Origin of the sequence: Borreliella sinica (assembly GCF_033969665.2) — a bacterium.
GTDB classification, from domain to species: domain Bacteria; phylum Spirochaetota; class Spirochaetia; order Borreliales; family Borreliaceae; genus Borreliella; species Borreliella sinica.
On record NZ_CP179553.1, the window covers coordinates 1 to 22,312 of the forward strand.

24 protein-coding genes and 8 pseudogenes are annotated in these 22,312 nt (G+C 29.0%); 29 read left to right on the forward strand and 3 right to left on the reverse strand.

Going from position 1 to position 22,312, the window contains the following annotated elements; translation table 11 throughout:
* Positions 1–62 precede the first annotated feature (62 nt).
* The 20 genes and pseudogenes from QIA41_RS05595 (at position 63) to QIA41_RS05690 (ending at position 11,808) form a co-directional block, all read left to right on the forward strand.
* On the forward strand, positions 63–1,289 hold the full coding sequence (locus QIA41_RS05595) for an anti-CBASS protein Acb1 family protein (protein ID WP_418909481.1): 1,227 nt from the start codon (positions 63–65) through the stop codon (positions 1,287–1,289).
* 28 nt (positions 1,290–1,317) lie between these two features.
* Complete coding sequence (locus QIA41_RS05600) at positions 1,318–2,010, forward strand: DUF1357 family protein (protein ID WP_418909482.1); 693 nt, start codon at positions 1,318–1,320, stop codon at positions 2,008–2,010.
* 33 nt (positions 2,011–2,043) lie between these two features.
* Positions 2,044–2,253: pseudogene (locus QIA41_RS05605) on the forward strand (DUF1357 family protein); the annotation flags it as partial.
* A 12-nt stretch (positions 2,254–2,265) separates the two neighbouring features.
* On the forward strand, positions 2,266–2,829 hold the full coding sequence (locus tag QIA41_RS05610; RefSeq protein WP_418909484.1) for a DUF228 domain-containing protein: 564 nt from the start codon (positions 2,266–2,268) through the stop codon (positions 2,827–2,829).
* Between the two features lie 4 nt (positions 2,830–2,833).
* Entirely contained in the window at positions 2,834–3,595 is a 762-nt protein-coding gene (locus tag QIA41_RS05615; RefSeq protein WP_418909485.1) for a DUF228 domain-containing protein, read from the forward strand.
* Between the two features lie 21 nt (positions 3,596–3,616).
* The gene (locus QIA41_RS05620; RefSeq protein WP_418909495.1) at positions 3,617–4,189 is read left to right on the forward strand and encodes a DUF228 domain-containing protein; all 573 of its coding nucleotides are present in this window, start codon (positions 3,617–3,619) and stop codon (positions 4,187–4,189) included.
* Positions 4,190–4,207: 18 nt separating this feature from the next.
* A pseudogene (locus tag QIA41_RS05625) lies at positions 4,208–5,167 on the forward strand (hypothetical protein).
* Positions 5,168–5,319: 152 nt separating this feature from the next.
* Positions 5,320–5,889, forward strand: a complete 570-nt coding sequence (locus QIA41_RS05630; RefSeq protein ID WP_418909496.1) for a DUF764 family protein — start codon at positions 5,320–5,322, stop codon at positions 5,887–5,889.
* Positions 5,870–6,985, forward strand: a pseudogene (locus QIA41_RS05635) (DUF787 family protein). Before QIA41_RS05630 ends, QIA41_RS05635 begins: the two are co-directional and overlap by 20 nt.
* A gap of 12 nt (positions 6,986–6,997) precedes the next feature.
* Positions 6,998–7,426 carry a DUF1463 family protein gene (locus QIA41_RS05640; protein WP_418909497.1) on the forward strand — a complete coding sequence of 143 codons (429 nt, stop codon included), beginning with the start codon at positions 6,998–7,000 and terminating at the stop codon, positions 7,424–7,426.
* A gap of 15 nt (positions 7,427–7,441) precedes the next feature.
* A pseudogene (locus QIA41_RS05645) lies at positions 7,442–7,564 on the forward strand (DUF1473 family protein); the annotation flags it as partial.
* A pseudogene (locus QIA41_RS05650) lies at positions 7,555–7,845 on the forward strand (DUF777 family protein); the annotation flags it as partial. The pseudogenes QIA41_RS05645 and QIA41_RS05650, both read left to right, overlap by 10 nt.
* 29 nt (positions 7,846–7,874) lie before the next feature.
* Positions 7,875–8,207, forward strand: a complete 333-nt coding sequence (locus tag QIA41_RS05655; RefSeq protein ID WP_418909498.1) for a DUF2634 domain-containing protein — start codon at positions 7,875–7,877, stop codon at positions 8,205–8,207.
* Positions 8,204–9,082, forward strand: a complete 879-nt coding sequence (locus QIA41_RS05660) for a DUF276 domain-containing protein (RefSeq protein WP_418909499.1) — start codon at positions 8,204–8,206, stop codon at positions 9,080–9,082. The genes QIA41_RS05655 and QIA41_RS05660 overlap by 4 nt, the downstream gene beginning before the upstream one ends.
* A gap of 5 nt (positions 9,083–9,087) precedes the next feature.
* Positions 9,088–9,693, forward strand: coding sequence for a DUF735 family protein (locus tag QIA41_RS05665; protein ID WP_418909500.1), 606 nt, complete (start codon positions 9,088–9,090; stop codon positions 9,691–9,693).
* 9 nt (positions 9,694–9,702) lie between these two features.
* The gene (locus QIA41_RS05670; RefSeq protein ID WP_418909501.1) at positions 9,703–10,509 is read left to right on the forward strand and encodes a DUF685 domain-containing protein; all 807 of its coding nucleotides are present in this window, start codon (positions 9,703–9,705) and stop codon (positions 10,507–10,509) included.
* A gap of 58 nt (positions 10,510–10,567) precedes the next feature.
* Positions 10,568–10,780, forward strand: a complete 213-nt coding sequence (locus QIA41_RS05675) for a BlyA family holin (RefSeq protein ID WP_418909502.1) — start codon at positions 10,568–10,570, stop codon at positions 10,778–10,780.
* A gap of 9 nt (positions 10,781–10,789) precedes the next feature.
* Positions 10,790–11,137, forward strand: coding sequence for a BlyB family putative holin accessory protein (locus QIA41_RS05680; RefSeq protein ID WP_418909503.1), 348 nt, complete (start codon positions 10,790–10,792; stop codon positions 11,135–11,137).
* Positions 11,127–11,462: a BlyB family putative holin accessory protein gene (locus QIA41_RS05685; protein WP_418909504.1), complete on the forward strand. Its 336-nt coding sequence runs from the start codon at positions 11,127–11,129 to the stop codon at positions 11,460–11,462. Before QIA41_RS05680 ends, QIA41_RS05685 begins: the two co-directional genes overlap by 11 nt.
* Positions 11,455–11,808 (forward strand): BBA14 family lipoprotein, encoded by a 354-nt coding sequence (locus tag QIA41_RS05690; RefSeq protein WP_418909505.1) that lies wholly within the window; start codon positions 11,455–11,457, stop codon positions 11,806–11,808. Before QIA41_RS05685 ends, QIA41_RS05690 begins: the two co-directional genes overlap by 8 nt.
* Before the next feature lie 131 nt (positions 11,809–11,939).
* On the opposite strand, the gene revA is transcribed toward QIA41_RS05690, so the two are convergent.
* A complete protein-coding gene (gene revA / locus QIA41_RS05695) occupies positions 11,940–12,443 on the reverse strand; it encodes a fibronectin-binding protein RevA (RefSeq protein WP_418909506.1) in 504 nt (167 codons plus the stop codon).
* Between the two features lie 157 nt (positions 12,444–12,600).
* Between revA and QIA41_RS05700 the strand changes: the two genes are divergently transcribed.
* Both QIA41_RS05700 and QIA41_RS05705 read left to right on the forward strand, forming a co-directional pair.
* A complete protein-coding gene (locus QIA41_RS05700; protein WP_418909507.1) occupies positions 12,601–13,047 on the forward strand; it encodes an Mlp family lipoprotein in 447 nt (148 codons plus the stop codon).
* A 21-nt stretch (positions 13,048–13,068) separates the two neighbouring features.
* Entirely contained in the window at positions 13,069–13,698 is a 630-nt protein-coding gene (locus tag QIA41_RS05705; RefSeq protein ID WP_418909512.1) for an Mlp family lipoprotein, read from the forward strand.
* Positions 13,699–13,792: 94 nt separating this feature from the next.
* Here QIA41_RS05705 and QIA41_RS05710 read toward each other — a convergent pair whose 3' ends face one another.
* Positions 13,793–14,830: an ERF family protein gene (locus QIA41_RS05710; protein WP_418909508.1), complete on the reverse strand. Its 1,038-nt coding sequence runs from the start codon at positions 14,828–14,830 to the stop codon at positions 13,793–13,795.
* A gap of 390 nt (positions 14,831–15,220) precedes the next feature.
* Between QIA41_RS05710 and QIA41_RS05715 the strand changes: the two genes are divergently transcribed.
* The 7 genes and pseudogenes from QIA41_RS05715 (at position 15,221) to QIA41_RS05745 (ending at position 21,252) form a co-directional block, all read left to right on the forward strand.
* Positions 15,221–16,315 (forward strand): plasmid maintenance protein, encoded by a 1,095-nt coding sequence (locus QIA41_RS05715; RefSeq protein ID WP_418909509.1) that lies wholly within the window; start codon positions 15,221–15,223, stop codon positions 16,313–16,315.
* A gap of 9 nt (positions 16,316–16,324) precedes the next feature.
* A pseudogene (locus QIA41_RS05720) lies at positions 16,325–16,902 on the forward strand (DUF226 domain-containing protein).
* Positions 16,878–17,633: a ParA family protein gene (locus tag QIA41_RS05725; protein WP_418909510.1), complete on the forward strand. Its 756-nt coding sequence runs from the start codon at positions 16,878–16,880 to the stop codon at positions 17,631–17,633. Before QIA41_RS05720 ends, QIA41_RS05725 begins: the two are co-directional and overlap by 25 nt.
* A gap of 41 nt (positions 17,634–17,674) precedes the next feature.
* Entirely contained in the window at positions 17,675–18,235 is a 561-nt protein-coding gene (locus QIA41_RS05730) for a chromosome replication/partitioning protein (protein ID WP_418909490.1), read from the forward strand.
* A 9-nt stretch (positions 18,236–18,244) separates the two neighbouring features.
* Positions 18,245–18,676 carry a Bdr family repetitive protein gene (gene bdr / locus QIA41_RS05735; RefSeq protein ID WP_418909489.1) on the forward strand — a complete coding sequence of 144 codons (432 nt, stop codon included), beginning with the start codon at positions 18,245–18,247 and terminating at the stop codon, positions 18,674–18,676.
* Positions 18,677–19,433: 757 nt separating this feature from the next.
* Positions 19,434–20,769, forward strand: a pseudogene (locus QIA41_RS05740) (DUF244 domain-containing protein).
* Positions 20,770–20,826: 57 nt separating this feature from the next.
* Positions 20,827–21,252, forward strand: a pseudogene (locus QIA41_RS05745) (DUF261 domain-containing protein).
* 5 nt (positions 21,253–21,257) lie between these two features.
* On the opposite strand, the gene QIA41_RS05750 reads toward QIA41_RS05745, so the two are convergent.
* Complete coding sequence (locus QIA41_RS05750; protein WP_418909511.1) at positions 21,258–22,034, reverse strand: tyrosine-type recombinase/integrase; 777 nt, start codon at positions 22,032–22,034, stop codon at positions 21,258–21,260.
* Positions 22,035–22,312 lie beyond the last annotated feature (278 nt).

Consider the following 22,312-nt stretch of genomic DNA (forward strand, 5'->3'; position numbering starts at 1 on the left):
GTACAACATAGCAGTAAATTAAATAAGAATAAATAAAAAGTTATTTAATAAGAAGTAATAAAATGTGTAATTTAAGAAAAGCAAAATTAGTAGATAAAATAAATCCATTAGAATTATATAGATACTCAATATTTTTTAGAAATTACATAGAAAATGTAGCAGAAGATTGCCTTAAGAACGGAATTGTTCTTGAGAGTACTGTTAAAAATGTTAGTGGGGCAGAACTTTCTCGACTAAAGGTGCAGCTTAAGAATGCGCTTCTCAATTGTATTATAAGCTACCGTTTTCATGGAATTGGATATATTTTAGTAAAAACCAAAGATTTAATATTAGACCTTGAAAATCCCGTTAATATAGAGCTACCTATTAAATTTGAATACCTTGATTATGAATATGTAAGGGATTTGGGAGATAACTTTGATTATGTAACTTACAAAGTAAAAACTATTAATAAAAGCAATTCTTTTGGCACAGTCAACATACACAAGAATCGACTTATAATCTACGAAAACTTTGATTATATCTTAAAAAGATATGTTCCGTGTTATACAGAAAGTTTTTTGCTAGATATTTACTTATTTGAGAAGATATACGTTGAAATAGAAAAACGTATTGAAAATCACAATTTTTTATTTTACAAAGATGAGTCTTTAGTACAGCTACAAGATGCACTCTCAAGCGCGACAACTTCTTTGAGCTCTCTTACACAAAACAGCAATAATGAGAAAGGAAATAGTTTTTTATCTTCCTTTTTAAAGAAACAAAATACAAACAATCACAGTAAAGATATTTCTAATTTACGCAGTCTTAATGACTCATTGGCGAATGAACTTGCTAGGCTTAAGAACAATCTAAATAATGAGGGAATGTTTTATACAGCTACCCCTAGCGCTAGTTTAGAAGTTATTAAATATGACCTTACCTATTTAAAGGAGGCTTTAGCATTAATTAAGGCAAAAATCGGTGCTGATACTAAGGAGCCTTTAACCAGAAGTTTCAATGAGCAGGCTAAAGGACTTGGAAGTGATGGTAAAGGCGATAGGAGCAATTATTATGATTTTCTAAAAGGCGTACAAGAACAAGTTGAGAATTCTTGTAATTTAAAGCTTAATAAGTATTTTGGCCTTGCTATGAAGTTCAATTCACTAATTATGTTGAGCGAAGATCAAAAGGTAGAAAGAGACATTAATCTAATTGAGCTTTATAGCAAATATAACGAGCTAATACAAAGCAGTTCTTTTAGTAATGAGGAGCGAGCTTTTTTAAAAGAAAAATTATTCTCATTTTGAGAAAAGGATTAAGAAAAGGAGTTGAAAAGTGATAGAAAATGAAAAAAAAGAAATAATTGATGAGAAAGTTCAAGAAGTACAGCAAGTTAAATCTAATACTAAAGTAATAAGCGCTGAGGAATTTGAAGGGTATATGCGCCTTAAAAAGCAAGCAAATGCAAAACCCAAAGAGATAAATCGTGATTTAAGTATAAATGAGCGAATAGCAAAAGAACTTGCTGAGGTTCAAGAAAGAGAGCGTGCTACAAAGCAATTATTACTAGAGGCGGATCGTATAAATGAAATTGATGCACTTGCAAAAGCGCATCTCAGCAGCCACTTTAATAAAGAAGCCCTACTTGCAAAAGGATACGATCTAGAAGGCATTATGCAGGCGCAGCGCAGAGAACTTGTTCGCAAGTTTGTCCCAATTGAGCAAGTAAAAGCTATTTCCAAAGTATTAGACATAAACCATATTGATGGAGAGATACTAGAGCAACTTGTCTCTTTGGCTAAAGTGAATATCAAATTGAGAAAAAATGCTAATAGCAATTCTTCTTCTGTTGACTCTATTAAGGGTAATATTTTTGCTAAATCAGAAGAGAGTGCAAGTTTACTGGATCCAAATTTTGTTCCAATAAATTTCATGGAGTTTGTACAAGCTTTAATCAATACTCATAAGCAAAATCGAGTTCAATATTATGAAAATTTGAAAAGAAGTAAAAGAGTGAATGTTGCATAAAGGAGTTTTTAAATGGCTGGTACAGATATAACAAAAATTAAAAATACTAATAGTAATTCTTCTTCTATTGACCCTATTAAGGACAATATTGTTGCTAAATCCGAAGAGAGTGCAAGTTTGCTGGATCCAAATTTTGTTCCAATAAATTTTAAGGTGTTTAAACAAGCTTTAGTCAATACTTACAAGCAAAGACGAGTTCAAGTTTATGAAAATTTGAAAAATGAAAGAATAAATATTTCGTAAAGGAGTTTTTAAATGGATGGTACAGATATAACAAAAATTAAAGAAAAATTTGATAAAAAAGTTGCCGAAATTAAGGCATTAATGAAAAACCCACAGTATGACGCCGCTTTACTAGGCAATTCTATTGAGTTTAGAGACAAAAATCTAATTTACTCGAATTCTGATGGAGTTCGAACTAGCAGTAAAGACAAGATAGAAAATTATCATGCTAAAGGATATCCCTATAAGCGGGGAGTAAAGCTTAGTTTTAGTGCTGATGGTGCAACAGAACTTGAGGTTGAGGCTGGAGGTGGCGATGATTTATACGGAGTATGTATCGATATAGATGAATTTACCGGTATAGCAACTGTAATTCCAATTACAAATAATTTTGAAGGTTATTTAGTATTTAAGAAACCGGGAAGTGATATAAAGCCGGGTGATAAGTTGCATTTTAACCAAAACGGAGAACTTGAAAAGACTAATGGTGCGAATAAAACTATTAATGCTATAGCACTCTCAAAGGCACATAAATTATCTGAAGAATTATATACAGGACTTGTTAGTGTTTTTGGAAATAGAGCCACACAAGGGTAATTAAATGGCTGTGAAAGGTAAAGGGCAAGTTTCAGGACCCGGTGTTGATGATAATTTACAATTGGGCTTAGAAGAAGTTCAAGAAGCTTCTGCACCAGCCAGAGCTCGACGTCAAGCAAGAAGTGTTGATGATGCACAAGGGGTGGACCCCTATTTAACCTCAGCAAAAGAACTTGACGATATTCTTTTGAAATTTAAAAAATATTCGAAATCGATCAGTTCAATTGAAAATAAAGCTTTTAGCAGTTCGAGTGGTTGTTTTAAATCGAAAAATGAGTTGGTTGATGCATATACATTTTCCTGTTCAAGTTATGCAGACAAAATAGAAGAATATTTTTATGACCCCGAAAAGAGTTTTCCATACAAGCGTGGAGTAAAACTTGTTCCAAAAGAAAGCGCTATATATGTTGAAACTAGTTCAGATACTGATATTTACGGTATATGCGTTGATGTATGTGAGTTTAGTTGTACTGCATATGTTTTGCCGATTACAAATAATTTTGAGGGATATCTTGTCACAAGAAATCCAAGTATAAAAGCTGGGGAAATATTAGATATTAATAATGATGGGGTGATTATTAAAGCCGGTGGTGGGCCACCGATGTACATTAATACATACTCACTTTCTGATTCATTTACAATCAATTTTAAATCAGAAGAAGAGATTAAGGATGAAAATCGTAAGCAAGATTATGCTATTAATTTGGTAAAAGTTACAATTTTTGGCAATAGAGCTTATGAGAAAACAGTGGTATCCGATAGTTAAAAAATAAAAGGAGATAATTGAATGGCAGAGAATACAACTCAATTAGCAAAAGAGTACCAAGAAAAACGAAGTAAACTTCTCAAGTTTATGAAAAATCCACAGCATGATACCGGTTTACTTTCTAATTCTATTGAGTTTAGAGATAAAAACGTACAATTTTTTGCTTCTGGAGGTACTAGGACTAGTGGTGTTGACAAATTGGAAAATCATCCACTTTTAGGGTATCCATATAAGCGTGGAGTCAAGAGAGTTATTCAAGAAGAAAAAAAGGATGAAATTCACTATGAGCCCCATGTTAAGGCCGGAGGTGGTGAAGATTTATATGGAATATGCATTGATGTAGATGAGTTTAGCCAAACAGCTACTATTGTTCCAATTACTAATAATTTTGAAGGGTATTTGATAGCAAAAGATGCTACACCCAAAGCAAAAGATAAGCTTTTTTTCAATAAAGACGGTGCTCTAGAAAAGGTTTCTGGGGGAAATAAAGCAACTGTTAATGCGATAGCGTTATCTGATGCAAAAAAAATTAGCAATGATGCTTATTTAATAAAAGCATCGGTATTTGGAAATAGAGCTAAAAGTTCAAATTAAAAAATAAGGAGGTTTAAAATGTCATTATATGATGAAAATTATTATGCAAAAGCTGTAGCAAATATCATAGGGGAGGTTGAAGATCCCATACATTATAAATGGTTTTCACTCGAACAAATTGAGGATGTTGATCTTCAGATGGGGTACGACAAAACTGTAAAATGGGATGCATTTTTAAATGCAAATCCCACAACGATTGCTAATGAAGTTAACACTATCTCAACTATTGGGTTTAGTTCTGAAGTAGTTAGACTAAATTACTTGAGACTGTAATATAAATTCAGACACTTAAAGCAATCGTCTGAAAAATTTTACACTTCGGGCTCATACACTGGCGACATTAATAATAATGTACTTCCTTTTGCTCAAGCTTATAAACTTGCAAGTAACAAAATTATACACCCTATTGATCATTTTGTACTAACCGGAACTGTTTCAATTCAAAAGGACGGAAAAAATCAAAAACGTTTACTCCCTAATATGTACGGACTACTTAATATGCCCGAACAAATAAAAGAAGAAGTTGCAAGTGGCGATAAAGACAAAATGGATAAAATATTTGAAAAAATTGAAACAGGTCTTTCAAAGCTAGAACCAGGTAGAAAATTTTCTACCCCCATGATGGTAATAGTTGACCCAATAACTTCATTGAAATTGGTAAAGCCATATGTAATAGGACAAGCTGTTCCATCAACAAGCGAGAAATGGGGGGATGTTCTGATTCGAGTTATTAGAGCTATTAATAATCGAAAAAATGTTTACATTGAAACTTTAAATTTACTACAACATCAAATACTTATTTACCCATTAAACCCCGCACTTATAAAATTTAAACCTAGTAAGTACATGTTGCCTATGCCGAATGAACAAGTTGATACAGACTCAACTTATATTGCTCATTCATACATTGATTTTGTTTTAGGCGGTCTACTTGCTACTAAGAATACTATTTTGCAAGTTAATATTAAGCAAAGTTAAAAAGATAAAGTAAATAAATGAGCGAACAAAAAGACTTGTAAGTACAAGCTGAAAATGAAGAAGAATTCTTAGCAACAAAACTTCATTCTCAAGTGTTATTGCTATGTGGATACATCCAAAATGTTATCAGAACTAACTTATAAGGTTATCGGATGATTATTACCTTAGACATAATCGTAAATCATTTAATTCAAATATTTAGAGCTTTTAAAGCCTATGCAACTGAAAATAATTTTGAGTGCGATATTATCAATACTTACAATCACCCATATCTTTCAAAAATTACAACCGCTAGCTCAAATATAATAGCTTTGAAATTTGATGGTACAGAAAATCTATTTGATCATAACTCTAAAGCTGGTGCATTTTATGAGAATGCCTTAGAATTCAGCTTAAATTTTCAAATATTCATTATTGCAGTAGTGTTAAATGCTAAAGATTTTGATGCTAATTCAAGGATGTTAATACTTTACAGTATGCTTAGCGAGTTTTTACACAATAAGACTCATAAGTACACGTTAGAAAATCAATCTCAACCCGAATATGTAAGCAAAATTAACTTTTATATTTATCCAACATCTAATATGCAAACAGTTGGGCTCGTGAATTTAGGTACAAAATATAGCAACCATGTGTACAGTGCGTCTGCAGCATTTAATGCTAGTGTAAAAGCAACAGAAATTTTAAAGGAGGGTCACAAAATTGCCGCAAGATACCATTAGCGTAAGTTTGGTTAACTCTAGTGTTCAAGCCAACACGCCCAATTATTACAAGCCACTTTTGGTTTACAAAACAACCAAAATCAAGGTTAAAAAAGATATTGTTAATTACAAAACATTAGATCTAACTGTTAATAACTATGAAAAAGAAATTCAAACTTTAGAAAAAGAAAATGACAATGGTGAAGACCAGTTTGGAAAAGAAAAAACACTCTTAACAACCGCAATGAAAGATTTTTTCAGTTCCGCTGAAGAGTCTACAAAATCCGCTATTCTTTTCATATATAAGGATAAACCCGAAGAGTTAAAAAATTATCTAAAAGTACATAGACACTCTTTTGTTGTGCTTATTAATACTGAAAATGATAATTCGGATGATGGACTAAAAATTTACAAATATGATTATGATAAGTTTAAAGTGTCTTCAACTTTTTAGTTTGTGTTCTCAACTAAAGAACAAGAAATAAAAGAACTGTTTAAGGATAAAGGCGATATTGAGAAAGAAAGAAATATTGTCGTTTATTCCAACAATAAAGATAATTTACACCTTAAATTTGTAAGCGCATATTTGCACCAAGCAAGCATTTTTCACGCTGTTAATCCTTATGGGATGCCATTAGCTGCTAAACCACTACTTGACAACACTGTAATTGGAAAGTTAAGAACTGCAAAAATTAACTTTTACGCACTTCTTAATGAAACTGGACTTGATGGTATATCTGCTTTTAAGGAGGGAGTTGATCTAGCTGGAAAATCAATAGATGAGATTTTTACTTACCACTACATAAAAAATGAGGCTATTGTTGAGCTTATTCGAATTTGGAATAAAAATAATAGACAAAACAGTAAATTATCTGCACTACAACTTGGTGGCGCTAGAGATAATGCCTATACTTCAGCAATTGAATGCCTGCTTAAACGGTTTATAGATAGGGGACTACTTGTAGAATACAAGGACTTAAAGCTTACCCTATCAGGCACCAAACAGCTTAAATTAGAACTTAGCGTGAATATTACTTACAACTTTAGTATTAATACTGCTACTTTAGTGATTACTTCTCAAGATATAGTTGATTATCAAAATAGTTTAAACGTATAAGGAGTTAAAATTATGCAATTTTATGATTTAAGGGAAGTTTACTTTTCAATCGGTGGTATACAACTGCATAGTGGCAAACTTGAGCTTACAAGCGAGCCCACAACAAGAGCGGTGGTTAGCACTGAAGATAAAGGATTTCCTGTAATAAGCTTACGAGATCCCAAAACAATAACTTATATTTTTAACATTGAAGTTACCGTGGGTAGTCACGATTATATTGCGTTAACTGAAATTGCAGATAATCAGTTTTATAACATGGATGTTAGCAAATATGATAAAATGCTCGACTTAGCCTTCAATGATAGAATTGCTACCAAAATTATTTCTAACTATGCAATTTTTACTGAAGAACCGTCAAGGAATTATTCGGCTGAGGCTGAAAAAGTGACCTTTGAAATTAGGGCTATTAATTGTCAAAAAACAAAACCAAACAAAAGCTAAAAGGAGAATCTTTATATGATAATGCGATATAAAATGAAAATTTTAACTAAAAATAAAACATATGAATACCCACTTAAAGTATTACCAGTCTATGAATGGGATAGAGTACTTGGATTTAATCAAAGTGAAGCATTAATATTTTTTATCAAAATGACGATATTCATTTTGATAAACATCATTTTTACATACTTAGCGCAATTGGCCCGAAAACTTTAAATTTAATTTCTGACACTGTTAAGATAAAAGCAAATAGTAGAATTGAAATAGCTAACCAAACAACTAGCTTAAAAAATATTCTAGATAATATACTCAGCGCTATTAATAATATAAACGTAATAGGAGACTCGGTGATTGATAAAGTAAGTTTAACAGCAGCAACTTCTAGAATTTCTACTGATATTAACAATTTATTTAAGTAATTTTTGCTAAATATGGTATAATTACTAGTATGGATTTAAGAATTGGTAATAATTTTGAATTGGTATTTAATAATGATTTTTCGCTTGTTGATGGAATTGACGAGCAAAAACAAAAATTGTTTATATTCCTAAAAACCTTAAAGGGTAGCCTAAGTTATTCTCCTCATTGGGGACTGGACTACTTCTTACTTTTAAAACCGTTCAAGATTAACAATTTTCAAGCCGTGAAAAATTATTTTCATGAAATTTCTAAAGAACTTAACTTAGATATAATAAATATTTCTATTTTTGTAAAAGACCAAAAAGCACAAATATCCTTTTTTTTCTCTGGGGATATTTTAAATATGGAGTTTAATTTATGAGCATTGTTTTTGACTCTGATTTTGGTATTCTAAAGCGTACAATCAAGGATATAGTAAGATCAAAAAGGGAATATCTACGCTCAAATTATGGAATTAACATTGATGATAGTAACAGCTCAATTTACAACATTATTGCATATTCTTTAGCATTAATTGAAGAAGAAATAATCAGTGAACTTAATCTCTTTTTTTCTAAAATGAAACCCGGTGGCACCTATTGGACTGCAATTGAAGAACACATTTCTTCTAAAAACACAACTTACAGTGCAGTTAGGGCTGCTCTACTTAATCTTAATGGAGTAGAACACGTAAATATAAAAAGTTCCGCTGGTAAAGCTAATATATATCTAATTCTTAAAGAAGATTTACTAGACGCTGGTAAATCTACTATTAATAATCCAGAATTTAAAGCTAAACTTCGGGAAACATTATATCTTACAACCCCTAGTGGCACTTTACTTGAGGGAGATATAGAAATTGATGGACTCAACTCAACTGGACAACTTAAATCTTACAAAATATCCCTAGGCAAAAGAAAATATGTTTATATGAAGGCAAAGTATAAACTTGATCTTAAAAACTATCTTTACTTAAACATAGACTCTCAAATTAGAGATATATATTCTCGGATTATTTCAAATAACTATTCTGATATGGGAATTAGCTTTGAATATCAAGACTTTTTTGCTCCAGTTAATGAAGTAAAGGGAATTAAGTTTATGGAAATTACAGCCTGTGTTAAAGATACAGACACTGAAAGTATTTCAAAAATCAGTGATAGTGATTTTAAGAAAAACGAAGATATTGCCATTACTGATGATACAATACTGCTTTTCAACACAACTGAACGACTACTTATTAACATTGATACTTAAAAATTATGAAAATACCTAATTTTTTGAAAGACACCAAAATTCAGAAATTTTTACGTACAGAAACTGAATACGCACAACAACTTCTCAATGAGCTTAGGTTTCTTAATTCTAACCTTATAACCATTGATGCAAAAGAGAATATAAAATCACGATATGTTGCTATATGGATATCTCAAGTCCTGTCGATTTTCTATGCAAAAACTCAGACTCTACAAAGTATTACAAGCAATATCAATAGTGTTATTTTTGCTTTACGACATATTGGCACTGATGAGTCGTTTAGATTGATTTTCAAGGCGTTTTTAAATGTGGATATTACAGTTACTACCCCTGAAGCTGGCGTTATTGATATAGGCTTAAAGGGCCCAATAAAGACAAACTTTATCACATTTATTTCGCCTAGCACTGCAAAAGAAAAACGGCCAAAAAAAATACTAATTGGAGAAAAGAAAAAGGGGTACGTTCTATCTAAAAAGGCTTTGGTATTCAGCTCTCTTCCTAAAGGATATGATCATTCAATTTACGCTTTTATAAAAGGGATTATTCCTATTGGTAGAGTTCTTAAGATTAACAATAAAGATGGTGAAAATATTATCACTTTTAATAATTAAGGAGGCTTTATGGCTGAGGGTGAAGAAAAATTACTAATTGATGAGGAAGAAACGGTTCAGATTAAAGATTTAAATAAGGTAACTAAAGTTGAAAACACCGACCTTTTATTGCTTGATGATGGGGCTGCAAGCTGCAACGCTATTACCTTTAAAAACTTCTTAAAAACAGTTAAAGACAAAACATTTAAGGGAGAAGGACTGGGGGAGTTTAAAGAGATAATTAAGTCTACAATTGCGGAAGAGTTAGCAGCTGATACAAGCTTTGTAGAAAAAGTTTACGCTAAAATAGCTGACAAGCTAATTGATAACGGTTCTGATAAGCTTTCCAACCTTTTTAGCAAAATTAAATCGCGCCTAACGGATAGCATATCAGCAGCCACTCTCTCTGGAAGTGACGATTTTTTGATAATGTCTTCAAGCACTATTCAAAAAACTCCAGTTCCTAAGCAATTACTAGGAGTGCCGTCAGACTTTGGGTATAGTGGCAAGGTTTCGGGATCTAGAATTGCTGGGTCTAACTACGAACAAAAAAGAATAGTTATCAATTTGACAGACTATCAAGAAGTAAGTCTTATTTTGTACAAAAGTTATGACAATCAAATCATTTACCTTGATATAGAACTTGAGGTGAAACATCATTACAATGAATCTAGAAAATTATACCTACAATATTTAGATGAAACTGAGAGAAATTTGGTTTATCAACATAAAAGCTACTCTGATATTGACTCTAGATTCCCAATGTATAAAGGATGGTATATCCAAAAAAGATCCTACTTATCAGGGAGTAATGTTCCATACCTTATGAAACTGTAAATTTTTTAGCAAAAATTAAAATTTTGGTATATACTGTATATATAAATAAAAAATTAAAATGAGGATTAAAAAAATAGATATTAAATTAACAGAACTTCTTATCAATTTAAATGAAATTAAGCTTATAGCAGTTATGATTTTTGTAACAGTAATAGTTCTTGGGGTGTTATTTCTTCTAAAACCTTTACTAAAAGACATATTGTCTATACTAATAGGCAAGTTTTTTAAAAATGGCAATGGAAATGGCAATAGCGGCCGTATTAAAAAATGAGATTAATTTATGAAGTTGTCTAAAGATAATCTTGAAATTGGGCTTACATCCATATCAAACCTTATTGATATATTTTCTAAATTTGAAGATGAATTTGATGAAATTGCACATAAAGGATTTTTATTAATCTATGAATTGTATTCTCATTACACACTAATCTATAAATCAAATATGGAAAGACTTGAAAATGCATTAAGCCCAACAATAGCTAAAAAGCTAACCCCAATAAATGAGAAAATCAATACAATTATTGATTTAATTAATTCTAATGACAAAAATCTAAAAATATCTAATAATCTAAAATTCAACCAGGACGGAAAACCTATCTACCGAGAGGAAACAAATAATGCAAAATAATACTCTTGAATTGGGGCTTAATTTATTATCTAGCCTAACCAATATAGCTAAAACCGATACAAACATTGATCATAACTATATTAATACTTTTAGCAGTATAGTAAATTTTTTCTACAAGACATATATTGGGACACTAAAATCTATGGAAAAAGCCGAGTCAATGAAAATATTTGAAGAAATACAAGAGATATTAAAATACAATATTGAGATAATAGAGGCTATTTCTAGCAGTAAAAGTAATAGAATTATCTCCTCATTAAAAGCAAAACGAAACAAAATCATGAAAGAATACGTAGATATGCTTAAAAGGGGTGAAAATGCGTAAACTGGTAAACTTTTTATTACTTGCTTTACTGCTATGCTGTAGAACTATTGCGGGGCTACCAGAAGAGCCAAAACCACCACTTATTAAAACACTGGGGGCTTTAGCCAAATATGAGACGCAACTATCAGAATATGTTATGTACCTTATAACATTTTTGGCCAAAACAAAAGTGAAAGTTAATGACCCAAATTATCCAGAATTCACTTACCCAGACTTATCAACACTAAAAGAAGAACACTCAATGACTTCAGTAAAACACAATATCAAACTACTTTTAGAGTATATCCAAAAAACAAAACCAATAGCAAAAAAAGTTTATAATCAGTATTCAAGATTAAAAATGTGAATTACAAAAAGTTTTTTCTTGCAAGAAATTATACTTTATATTGTAAATATAAATCCCTAGATATTGGATTAAGTTTAATATCTAGAGATTTCTTCTGTTGTAAAAGTTACTTTGATATAATTATTGACTGATTAATTAGTCCCTTCTTCTAAGAACTTTATTATTTTATCTATTTGTTCTACAGCGTCTTTAGACATTGTTGTTCCATTGCCAGCAGTATTGCTCCCACTGTACTTTATAGTTACTCCAACCAATTTTGCTTCTGACCATATTTTGCTTTTTCCACCATCCTTATCAGTAATACCCTCGATAGTTTGTTTAGCTGTTTTTAACGCCGCTAATTTGGCTGCTAATTTATCTTGGAATAGATTTTCCAACTTTAATAGTTTCTCTTTAAGCCCTGGATCACTTATATCCCCAAATCTTTCTTTCAATTCATTTATTTTATCTTTATAATCTTTAAACTTTTTTTCACCACCAACCTCTTTATTATTAAGTTTTGAAATATCTAAAAGCAAAGAATCTATTTCTTTTTTTTCGTCTGCATACGCTTCTCCTCCCATAAACGCTTTACAAGCCATTATAAATAATAATGATGATATAAAAAATAATTTAACTAAATTTTTATTTTTCATTAGTTACTCCTCTATTTAAAAAATAATTAAATAAAGTTAGCGCAACATTGAAAAATATAAATTTCTTTCTCAAACAAAAATTTATAAAAATAGGGTCTATAATTACAAGAATATTTGTTACCTAATGTATTGTACTGAAGATAAAAAGGAGATAAAAATGAAAATTATAAATATATTATTTTGTTTATTTTTACTTGTTCTAAATGGCTGTAATTCTAATGATAACGACACTTTAAAAAACAATGCCAAACAATCACAAAGTAGAAAAAAGCGCGATTTAAGCCAAGAAAAAGTACAACAAGAAAAGTCAAAATCCAAAGAAGAACTTCTTAGAGAAAAGCTATCTGATGATCAAAAAACACAATTTGACTGGTTAAAAGAAGCGCTGGGTAATGATGGAGAATTTGATAAATTCTTGGGATATGATGAAAGTAAAATAAAATCAGCGCTTGATCATATGAAAACTGAACTTGATAAATGTACTGGGGATAATGCTGATCAGCAGAAAAATACTTTTAAACAAATTGTTCAAGGGGCCCTTAAAGGTGGTATAGACAATTTTACAGGTCAAGCAAGCAGCACATGTGATAATGGTGGCAATTAATAATAGGGAAAGTAAATGAAAATGAAAATTATCAATATATTATTTTGTTTGTTTTTACTTATTCTGAACAGTTGTAATTCTGACAATAACAACACTTTAGATAAAAGTAATACACAACAAGAAAAAATTAGAAAAAAACGTGATTTAGATACACAAAAGCCTCAAGAAGAAAAAGAAAAAATCACTATAACTCCCGATGAAGAAAAAAAGCTTAAGTCATTAACAACTGCTTTTAAATACACAATTGAAAAATTATCCGATCAAGTACAGGGGTGCAATAATGGAAACAAAAGTAAATGTACTGACTTTTTCGATTGGCTTTCTAAAGATACTCAAAAACAAAAAGAATTAGCCAATGCCTTTACAAAAGTTTATGACTTTTTAGAAAGTAAAAGAAAATTAAAAGCGGGGAGTGAAGATTTTGATACTTATATTAAAGGGGCTATTGACTGCCAAGCCGCTAACAATGGTAACTGTGATGATAATAAACATGGTAATGGTACAAACGAAATAGAACAATATTTTAGAGGCGTAGCCGGGAGTATATTTGATAATAAAAATTCCAATAAAGAGATTTATCAGTGCCTTAAAAGTGAACTTTTAAACGAAGACAACCATTACAGTGGTCTTACGGGCAATTGGCAAAACTAAAAGAATACTTAAGCATAAACACTCAAATTATACCCATAGCAAAACCCCCTATATTGGGGGGCTTGCTATGAAAGGATATCGCTATGGTCTATAGCTATGATGCGAATATATAATTAAATGTTTCTTCTTCTTTTAAAATAAGAAAGAATTTTAATATGCTTTTTTCATAAATGCGCTGCTTAAACGCCACAAACGCCTCAAACCTATTTATATCATCAATTTTATTATTTTTCTTTAGATATTCTTTTATAAGACTTGTCCAATAGTCCATGTTTCTAAGATTAGAATTCTGCTCAAAATGCTTGAGTATATCAACTTCAATTTTTTTTATATCATCAATATTATTGGGGTCTATTTTTTGCATAAAGTCTATTTTTTGAACAATTATATTTATTTTGTCTTGTATTGTAGCGTCATTTACACAATCTTTTATGTTAGACAAAGCTTCTTTAAAAATGCCGAAATAATGACGCTTTTGTTTTCTCTGTTCTAGATTAATATCTCTTTTCTGGACTTGAATAGTGTTGTTTTTTTGTTCTGAATTATTGGTTTTCTGATTATAATATCTCTCTTTTTTCTGATATTGATTAACAACAGTTTGTTCTTGCTTTTGATTAACACTAACTTGTCTATTGGAAACAGAATTATCATCATTATTATCAATATGCGCTGCATCGTTATCCACTTCACTTCTTATGTTAAGACAAGCGACTAAAGCGTACCTTTTGAAATAAGTAATAGTTGAACCAACTTGTTGTGGTAATGTATTTATAGTTTTAGACTCATCTATATGAATTCGTGTATCAAAAGACTCTCTGTACCCAGTACTTTTACTGTAAAAAATAGTTCTAATATAATCAAATATACCATATTGACCCTCTATAGAGATTGGAAATTGCCTAAACATAAGATCCAAATTATGCTTTTTAATAATATTGTATATTTCTTCTACTATATCATTGAAATCCTGATACTTATACTTATGCCCCTGAAGACTTTTATCAATACCCGGCAAATTCCTAAGTAGAGTATCCATATCCTTTAAGAATTTGATTTCTGCTTGAATATTATTTTGAATATTGTTTTGCATTTCTTGAATATTAAAATTATTATTTTTTAAAACTTCTTGCATTTTAAGTTTCCTCCTCATTAGATTTACAAATAAATATATAGCAAAAACTATTTTTGACAATTTTTTTACAAAAATTTTTGTAAAAAAAAGAAGTGGGACTTAACCAAACTCTCTTTATAAAGAATCTCGTTAAGTTCCCACCATATTCTTATTCTTTGGAAATTATCTAATAAGGTAGGAAAACCCATAAAAAAGTTTCACTACGTTATTTGTAGTATAGTCTAACTTAAATTTAAAATCAATTTATTTTCTTTAAATTACAAAAAGTGCATTTAATTAAGAAAATTAATAATTAAAATTTAATATTTTTTTAGAAAAGTCTTTACTTTTAAATAAAAATTTTGCATTATAATATTAATTATTATAAATCTAATAAGGAGAAAACTTAAAATGACTGAAGTTTCAACCAATAAAAAAATCCCAAATTGCCACAATAAGCATCAACGCAAATTAATTGTTCTTATTTTAACACTAGCCTACATAAACACCAAATATAAGAAATATACACAAAAAACCATACTCTATTACTTTAATGAAAATTTAAAAAGAAATGGTCAAGATACTACTACATTAAGAACATTGCAAAAATATCTTTACAGATTAGAAAAAGATATAAAAGTAACTACCAATTACTACAAACATTTGGGGGTAAATTTTGGCACTGAAATTTACTATCACCTCAATTATGAAAAAAGTGAGTGTCACTTTAAAATCAACCAATACTTTCAAGAAAAAAAACACTCTCGATTTAAATCGAGAGTTAATAACTATCTTAAAGACAAATTTCCAAAAAAGGGTAATGTAGAGTTGGAAGAGTGTTTAAATAATAAAAATAATAAAAAAGAAGAAAGAAATAAGCAGATAGAGAATTTTCAAGTAATAAACTATGGCAATAAATGTAACTTCAAAGATAAAAGAATTCTTTCTATTGTCTTAAATTTAGATATTAGTAAAAATGAGAAAATTATAATGCTTAGAACTGCAAAAATGCTTGAAATTAAATTAACAAGAGATAAAAATATTTTTTTCAACAAAAATTCTTTAAAAGAAAAGCAAGATTTATTAAAGGAAACTTTAAACAATACTCAAAGAAAATTGAAAAAAAATGGATATAATCCAAAACAATTGGAAACAGAATTTCAAAAAATATATGAAAACTATAAAAATAAGCCCCATTTTATAATTGAAAATCACAAATATAACGATTTAAGTAAAATAATACGCAAATTAGAAAAATCAATTGAATTGAAAAAGGAAAATTCACAAAAAGATTATGAGAATTTAAAGATAAACGCTTTCAATATACTTATTGAGCGATTAGAAAAAAGTGCAAATATTGAAGTTCTAAAGCCAATTATAAAAGACTATTTGAATAGCAAAAAGAAATTAGAATACAATAAAGTATTTAACACGTATTATAATGATTTATTAGAGATAATAAGAAATTCGTTAACGATAGAAGAATTTAGCAAAAAGGTTATATAAGGATTAAATATGGAAGCTGCACCTGAGCCAATAAAAAAGGGTAAATGCAAAGTTGAGTGCAAAAATAAAGATAGATTTATTTTAATTGAGAAAGAAAGTGGTAAAGCAATGTACCATATATCAATAATGATGGATTTATACAAATTTGGAGTTTATGAGAATAAAAAAAAGAGTAAAAAGAAAAGAATGGAATTTAGAGTATCATTAAGGGCACTATTTAATGGGGAAAGAATTGTTCAAGAGACTCACTTATACCCCGAAAAAGAAGGGGATAAATTTTTAGGAATTTATTACGGCTTTAGAAAACCAATAAAAAAAGCTTTTGTAAAGTATGAAGTAAATGGGAATAGAAAATCTTATGGTTTTGCAAGGGCATATTACATGGAAGTTAGATTTAAAGCAGGCAGCGTTTTTTTTATTTCAAGGGATTATACCGCTTATTATATAGAGAGAGAATGAATAATCACTACAACAAAATATTATTTAGTATGTTTACAGATTTAGAAAAACAAGTATATGAATTTTATGGGAAAAAATACCCGGAACAAGGACCACTAACAAAATGGATAATAAAAAACCTAAAATAATAACAATTGCGTCAATCAAGGGCGGTGTTGGCAAAAGTACAAGCGCTTTATTTTATAGCAATATATTAGCTAAAGAAAACTATAAAGTATTGGTAATTGATAGCGATCCGCAAGCCAGTATAACTAGTTACTTTTTATTTAAATTAAAAAAACAAAATGTGGATATTGAAAATTTCAATCTTTATGAAGTCTTTAAACAGAGGAAATATATAGAAAATTGTATTTTTACAGTTTCTGATTATCTAGACATAATTCCTAGTTCATTAGAATTATCTGTTTTTAATTCAGAAAGTATCCCATTACAAGACAATCTTTTAGAAAAAAGACTTTTAATTGTTAAATCTAAATACGATTATGTAATAATTGATACAAATCCTAGTCTAGGACATCTTTTAAACAATGCTTTAGTGATTACTGATTATTTGATAATACCAATTAATTCTGATTTATGGGCAATTGAAAGTATAGGGCTAATATTAGATGCAATAAATAAAGTTTATAGAAACGATATTGCACCTTACTTTTTAATAACGGGAGCTTTAGAAAGGCAAAATATTGACAGAGAGATAATATCTAAATTAGAAAATATTTATAAAGAAAATCTAATAGGGATTATTCCTAAGAGAGATGATATTAAAAAAGCGCTTTTTTATAGAAAAGAATTTTCTTCAAAAACAGATTATTATCAAGAATATAAAAAATCTTTAAACAAAATGTTAAAAATAAAATAACAAATAAAAATAATCCAGTAATGGACAAATAAGGAGCTTTAATGAGTATTAAAAATAAAATGATAATAACCAAAAGAGTGGATTTAAAGGAGAATCTTTCTAAAATGGAGTCATTAGAGGAAATTAATAAAGAGGAATACTTAAGGTTGAAAGATAAATTAAAAACCCTCACAACAGACGACATTTATAATAAAATAGAAACAGCTAAAATATTAAACACAATTAATCAAAAAAAATTATATATTTTGGATGGATATAAAAATTTTTATAGTTTTTTAGCTAATTTTAAAATAGCCAAATCTCAAGCATATAAGTATATAAAAATAGTATCTGGTGTAGAAAAAGGCATTATTGATTACAATTTTATTGCCAATAATGGTATTGAAAAAACAATTAAGCAATTGGAAGGTGGTAATATTATTAAAAAATCTAAGCAAAATCCAATTAAACCTTTAAGATTTCAACTCAAAAAGCAAGAAAGCTATGATTTTTACAAAAATAATGCCAAATTTACAGCGTTTATTTTAGAAGAACTTCTTGAAAATCAAAAGGATTTAATTAATAAGCTTTTAGAAAAATATAAACAATTAAAAGGGCAATAAAGGGATTTTATGAACAATTTAGCGTACAGAACATACAACATAGAAAGTATAAAAAATGAATTTTTAAAAATAGGGTTTAGCGAGGAGGCAATAGATTTTGTTTTTCTTCATAATGATAATTACAACTTTGAAGTTTTAAGAGAGAAAATGAATTCTTTAGAACAACAAATAATTAATGTAGAAAAGAACTTTCAAAAAGATATATCTAGATTAGATACTAAAATAGATAGTGTAAAAAATGAACTTAATGCAAAAATAGATGGTGTAGAGAAGAGTTTAAACGCTAAAATAGACGGCTTAGAAAAAACTTTACAAAAGGATATATCTAGTTTAAAAAATGAACTTAATGCAAGTAATAGAACAATACAAGTAATGTTGATAGCAGGAATAACGCTTGCCCCAATTATTTACTCTATATTCAATAGGTATTTCTTCAATTGAAATTATTAAAATTTTTTGAAATATTAAGGTATTATACAGCTTCTTTTTTAAACGGTATTATAATGACGTTTAATATTACTAAAAAGGAATATTATATTTTTAATCTATTATAAATTAAAACTTGTTTAAACTTTTTAACAATAGAATTTAAATTAGTTCTTATTTTGTAAAAAGACAAATTGATTTTAATTCTAAATTGAACTATGATTAATTAGTAGAATTATTTTTATAATAAATTCTGCTAAACCCTTGACTTTATTAAAGTCTTTTAACAAGAGATTTTAATAAAGTTCCCACTGTTTTTTACAAAAAGTTTTACAAATAAATTGACAACAGCTATTTTTGTTATATATTGTCAAATAACGTTGATTTCATAAACATCAACGAAGGTTATTTATTTAGAATTTTCCAAAAAATCAGTAGTGTGAATTTATAGAATTTATTTCGTAAGAGATTTTCTATAAGTTCTCCATATTATTTTTTACAAAAAATTTTTTATAAAAAAACTTGACAAAAATAGTTTTTGTTATATAATCTGTTTACAGATTATATTTTATGTGTATTTTTCCGAATATCTGTTGATTTCAGGTTTAGGCATAAAATTAATTTTTTGATTTTTCGGTATTGACATTTTAGTGGGACTTAACCGATTTTCTAATAAGAGAATTTGGCCAAGTCCCACCGTTTTTAAGAAAATTTGACAAATATAGTTTTTGCTATATATTTATTTGTAAATCTAATGAGGAGGAAACTTAAAATGCAAGAAGTTTCAAAAAATAATAATTTTAATATGCAAGATAGCGGAGTATCTAAAATGATGAATTTTGAGCAACAAAGTTTTATTGGCTGTGAAGTGTTTGAAGAAACCCCAAATATTGTTGTGAAAGAAAAAATTAAATTAAGCAAGACAGGCAAAAAATTACCCGGGATAAGCAGTCAAGAGTGTTTTAAATTTAATCGAAATATTGATTTTAGTGAACAAAGAAACAAGCTTAGTAGATATGGTGCCAGTGAGGTGGAAACTATTCTAATTGGCGGAGCTGGACTTAAAGACTTAATGATAAATCGAGTGCTTAAATATTTTGGCATGAGTATACCTTTTGAAGAGAATTTATATATGCTCAAGGGTAAAGAGTTAGAAAATTTAGGATTTAGAGAATTTGTTAAAGCACGTGGCGATAATATTGATATACTATACAAAAACAAATATGCCAACGGTGTTGATAAATATAATTATTTTAAAAAAATAGATGATTTAAAAAATTTAGTAGGAGCAACAATTTATGGATGGTTTATAAATAAGGAAGGGAATATAGAACTTTTAGAGATTAAGAGTAGTGACTCTAATTATATGAGTAGTGCCATTGAAGAGTACAATAAAAATGGTAATTTTTTAAGTAGTAAGTATTTTTTTCAAATATTATGTGCAAGCACAAATGCAGCTAGCATGTACCGGACTTGAGTATTGTAATATATTCTTTTTGATAGATGCTGCACCAGTTAACTGTAGGATAAGAAGAAATGACGCTTTAATATCAAAAGTTTTTAAATTTATTAATAAATGTAATCTTGAAATTTTTGCTTTAACTGTTGCAGTGCATAACAAAAATGGTAAAGATTTAATAACCGAAAATGACCCCGAAAATAGCGCTTTTAAAAATTTTGTTGAAGATTTAGTATTAAAAAGTGATTTTTATTGATCAGGGGTTGAGTTTGACTGGATAAATGAATTTGTAGAGTATGTTGAGTGTATAGACCTCGAGATTAAGACTGATCAGTCAGCTTTAAATCTTGAGAATGGCCTGATTGAGATTGAAAATTTAAAATCAGAATTAAATAAAATTCAAAATGAAAACAAAAAAAGAGAAAAGCCCATAAAGGATTTACTCAAGATTAAAATTGACAAGATTTTGGAGGAATATCCGCCGATTAATAGCAGCGTAAATTATAGATTTAAGGAATTTATATTCAATTATGACGCCAAGAAAAGGGCAATAGCGGATAGATTTACTGAACTTTCTTCAATAGGCCGTAAAGCCTTTTTCCCGAGCAGTATAAGTAATATGTCGTATGCGAATAGTGTCCCCTTTTGAGTGGGGACACTAAAATAAAAGAATTAAAAAAATAAATTAAAATCGGAGGTTTAATTAATGAATATTAGTAAAATAAAGCAAAGTAATAAGGGTTTAATAGTAGAGATACAAAAATAGGGTTGCTATTTTTTGTGCCTACATTACTATGCAAGTGTACTTAAGAAGATGGAATTTGACGTTTTTGATATAAATGCAGCGTATTACAGATTTTTAGGGCTTGATTATATTAGAAGCAATTGTTTTATTAAAAATCCATGTATGATACTTAATTACTATGGAATTAGAAGCAGCGTGAAATATGAGGCTTTTAATTATTTTGGGACTGCTAATGAGTTTGAAATTAGTGAGGTTAAAATTAAGGGAGTTGCTGGATTTCACTTTATTGCTACAGAAAGACAAGAGATATTATACGATTCGCTTAATTTAAAACCCCGCGGAAAAGAATTTAAAGTAACTTCAAAGCGTATATTTAGGCTAAAATAGCCCTGCTATAGCTTTAAGCTAGTTTTGGCGTATTTATAAGCTTGAATTTTGTTGGCAGAAGAGAGCCCATAGATATTATCAATTTCATGTGTTGAAGAATATTTCATAAGTTCTTTAATTTGAAAAGAATTGTAGCCATTGGCTTTTAAATTTGAAATAAATAAATTTCTACATAAATGAAGTGATTTATTCGCTTTAAATCCTGATTTTTTAAGAAGATTTTTGAATTTTTTAGAAATATGGGTAATGTCAATTTGATTATCTTTAAACTTATGTTTGGTTTTTTGGAAAAGATAAGTTCTTCTAGTATCAAGATTTTTTTCTTCGAAGTGATTTTTGTGTGCCGTTTGAATAGCGTCGAATTCTTTTGAGTTAATGACAATTTCTCTAATACAGGAGACATTTCGTTTTTTAGCTACATTTACTTTTATGTTATAAAAAATTTCTCCAGTTTTTTCAAATAGAGGGGTTATGTCTTGCATTTTTACTTTTCTAATTTCAGTGCCCCTGCATCCACTTATTGAAAGTAGATATACAAACCAGCCAGATATTGGATCAGTTTGTTTTAATTGTTTGATACATTTTTCGATTATTTTACTAGTTTTTGGAGTTAAGTAGAATTTGGGGGTTGGTTTTAGATTTTCTTTTTTATTTTTAGTTGAATTTTTTAGAGTATTTTTAAGAATTTTATTTTCATCTATTACTTTTTGATAATCTTTTATGAGTTTCAAGATTAAATCTGTAGAGTCTTTATTTAAATTAAGATAATTATTAAAGTCCATAAAACCTCCTCCTTAAAAGTATTACTTTTGAATTAAGTAAAAGTAATAAAAATAGATCTAAATTACAATTTACATTTTACCAAAAACTTAAAATTTTCGTCAAATTTTGTTAGCTCTCATTGTATTTGAAATATGAGCTGTAGAGTGGCTGTAATAAGTGGAAGTGGCAATTTTTAAGGGGGACACCCAAGAAAGATATTGTACTTTGGGTGATATATAGCAAAGACTCTGAAATTTAATTTGTATGTGTTTTGCAATCTTTTGTAGTGAGTCAGGCA

Excerpts from the sequence above, each read along its gene's own strand:
- QIA41_RS05595 (WP_418909481.1), top strand. The coding sequence starts at position 63 with ATGTGTAATTTAAGAAAAGCAAAATTAGTAGATAAAATAAATCCATTA.
- QIA41_RS05610 (WP_418909484.1), top strand. The coding sequence starts at position 2,266 with ATGGATGGTACAGATATAACAAAAATTAAAGAAAAATTTGATAAAAAA.
- QIA41_RS05615 (WP_418909485.1), top strand. The coding sequence starts at position 2,834 with ATGGCTGTGAAAGGTAAAGGGCAAGTTTCAGGACCCGGTGTTGATGAT.
- QIA41_RS05620 (WP_418909495.1), top strand. The coding sequence starts at position 3,617 with ATGGCAGAGAATACAACTCAATTAGCAAAAGAGTACCAAGAAAAACGA.
- QIA41_RS05630 (WP_418909496.1), top strand. The coding sequence starts at position 5,320 with ATGATTATTACCTTAGACATAATCGTAAATCATTTAATTCAAATATTT.
- QIA41_RS05640 (WP_418909497.1), top strand. The coding sequence starts at position 6,998 with ATGCAATTTTATGATTTAAGGGAAGTTTACTTTTCAATCGGTGGTATA.
- QIA41_RS05655 (WP_418909498.1), top strand. The coding sequence starts at position 7,875 with ATGGATTTAAGAATTGGTAATAATTTTGAATTGGTATTTAATAATGAT.
- QIA41_RS05660 (WP_418909499.1), top strand. The coding sequence starts at position 8,204 with ATGAGCATTGTTTTTGACTCTGATTTTGGTATTCTAAAGCGTACAATC.
- QIA41_RS05665 (WP_418909500.1), top strand. The coding sequence starts at position 9,088 with ATGAAAATACCTAATTTTTTGAAAGACACCAAAATTCAGAAATTTTTA.
- QIA41_RS05670 (WP_418909501.1), top strand. The coding sequence starts at position 9,703 with ATGGCTGAGGGTGAAGAAAAATTACTAATTGATGAGGAAGAAACGGTT.
- QIA41_RS05675 (WP_418909502.1), top strand. The coding sequence starts at position 10,568 with ATGAGGATTAAAAAAATAGATATTAAATTAACAGAACTTCTTATCAAT.
- QIA41_RS05680 (WP_418909503.1), top strand. The coding sequence starts at position 10,790 with ATGAAGTTGTCTAAAGATAATCTTGAAATTGGGCTTACATCCATATCA.
- QIA41_RS05685 (WP_418909504.1), top strand. The coding sequence starts at position 11,127 with ATGCAAAATAATACTCTTGAATTGGGGCTTAATTTATTATCTAGCCTA.
- QIA41_RS05690 (WP_418909505.1), top strand. The coding sequence starts at position 11,455 with ATGCGTAAACTGGTAAACTTTTTATTACTTGCTTTACTGCTATGCTGT.
- revA (WP_418909506.1), bottom strand. The coding sequence starts at position 12,443 with ATGAAAAATAAAAATTTAGTTAAATTATTTTTTATATCATCATTATTA.
- QIA41_RS05700 (WP_418909507.1), top strand. The coding sequence starts at position 12,601 with ATGAAAATTATAAATATATTATTTTGTTTATTTTTACTTGTTCTAAAT.
- QIA41_RS05705 (WP_418909512.1), top strand. The coding sequence starts at position 13,069 with ATGAAAATTATCAATATATTATTTTGTTTGTTTTTACTTATTCTGAAC.
- QIA41_RS05710 (WP_418909508.1), bottom strand. The coding sequence starts at position 14,830 with ATGCAAGAAGTTTTAAAAAATAATAATTTTAATATTCAAGAAATGCAA.
- QIA41_RS05715 (WP_418909509.1), top strand. The coding sequence starts at position 15,221 with ATGACTGAAGTTTCAACCAATAAAAAAATCCCAAATTGCCACAATAAG.
- QIA41_RS05725 (WP_418909510.1), top strand. The coding sequence starts at position 16,878 with ATGGATAATAAAAAACCTAAAATAATAACAATTGCGTCAATCAAGGGC.
- QIA41_RS05730 (WP_418909490.1), top strand. The coding sequence starts at position 17,675 with ATGAGTATTAAAAATAAAATGATAATAACCAAAAGAGTGGATTTAAAG.
- bdr (WP_418909489.1), top strand. The coding sequence starts at position 18,245 with ATGAACAATTTAGCGTACAGAACATACAACATAGAAAGTATAAAAAAT.
- QIA41_RS05750 (WP_418909511.1), bottom strand. The coding sequence starts at position 22,034 with ATGGACTTTAATAATTATCTTAATTTAAATAAAGACTCTACAGATTTA.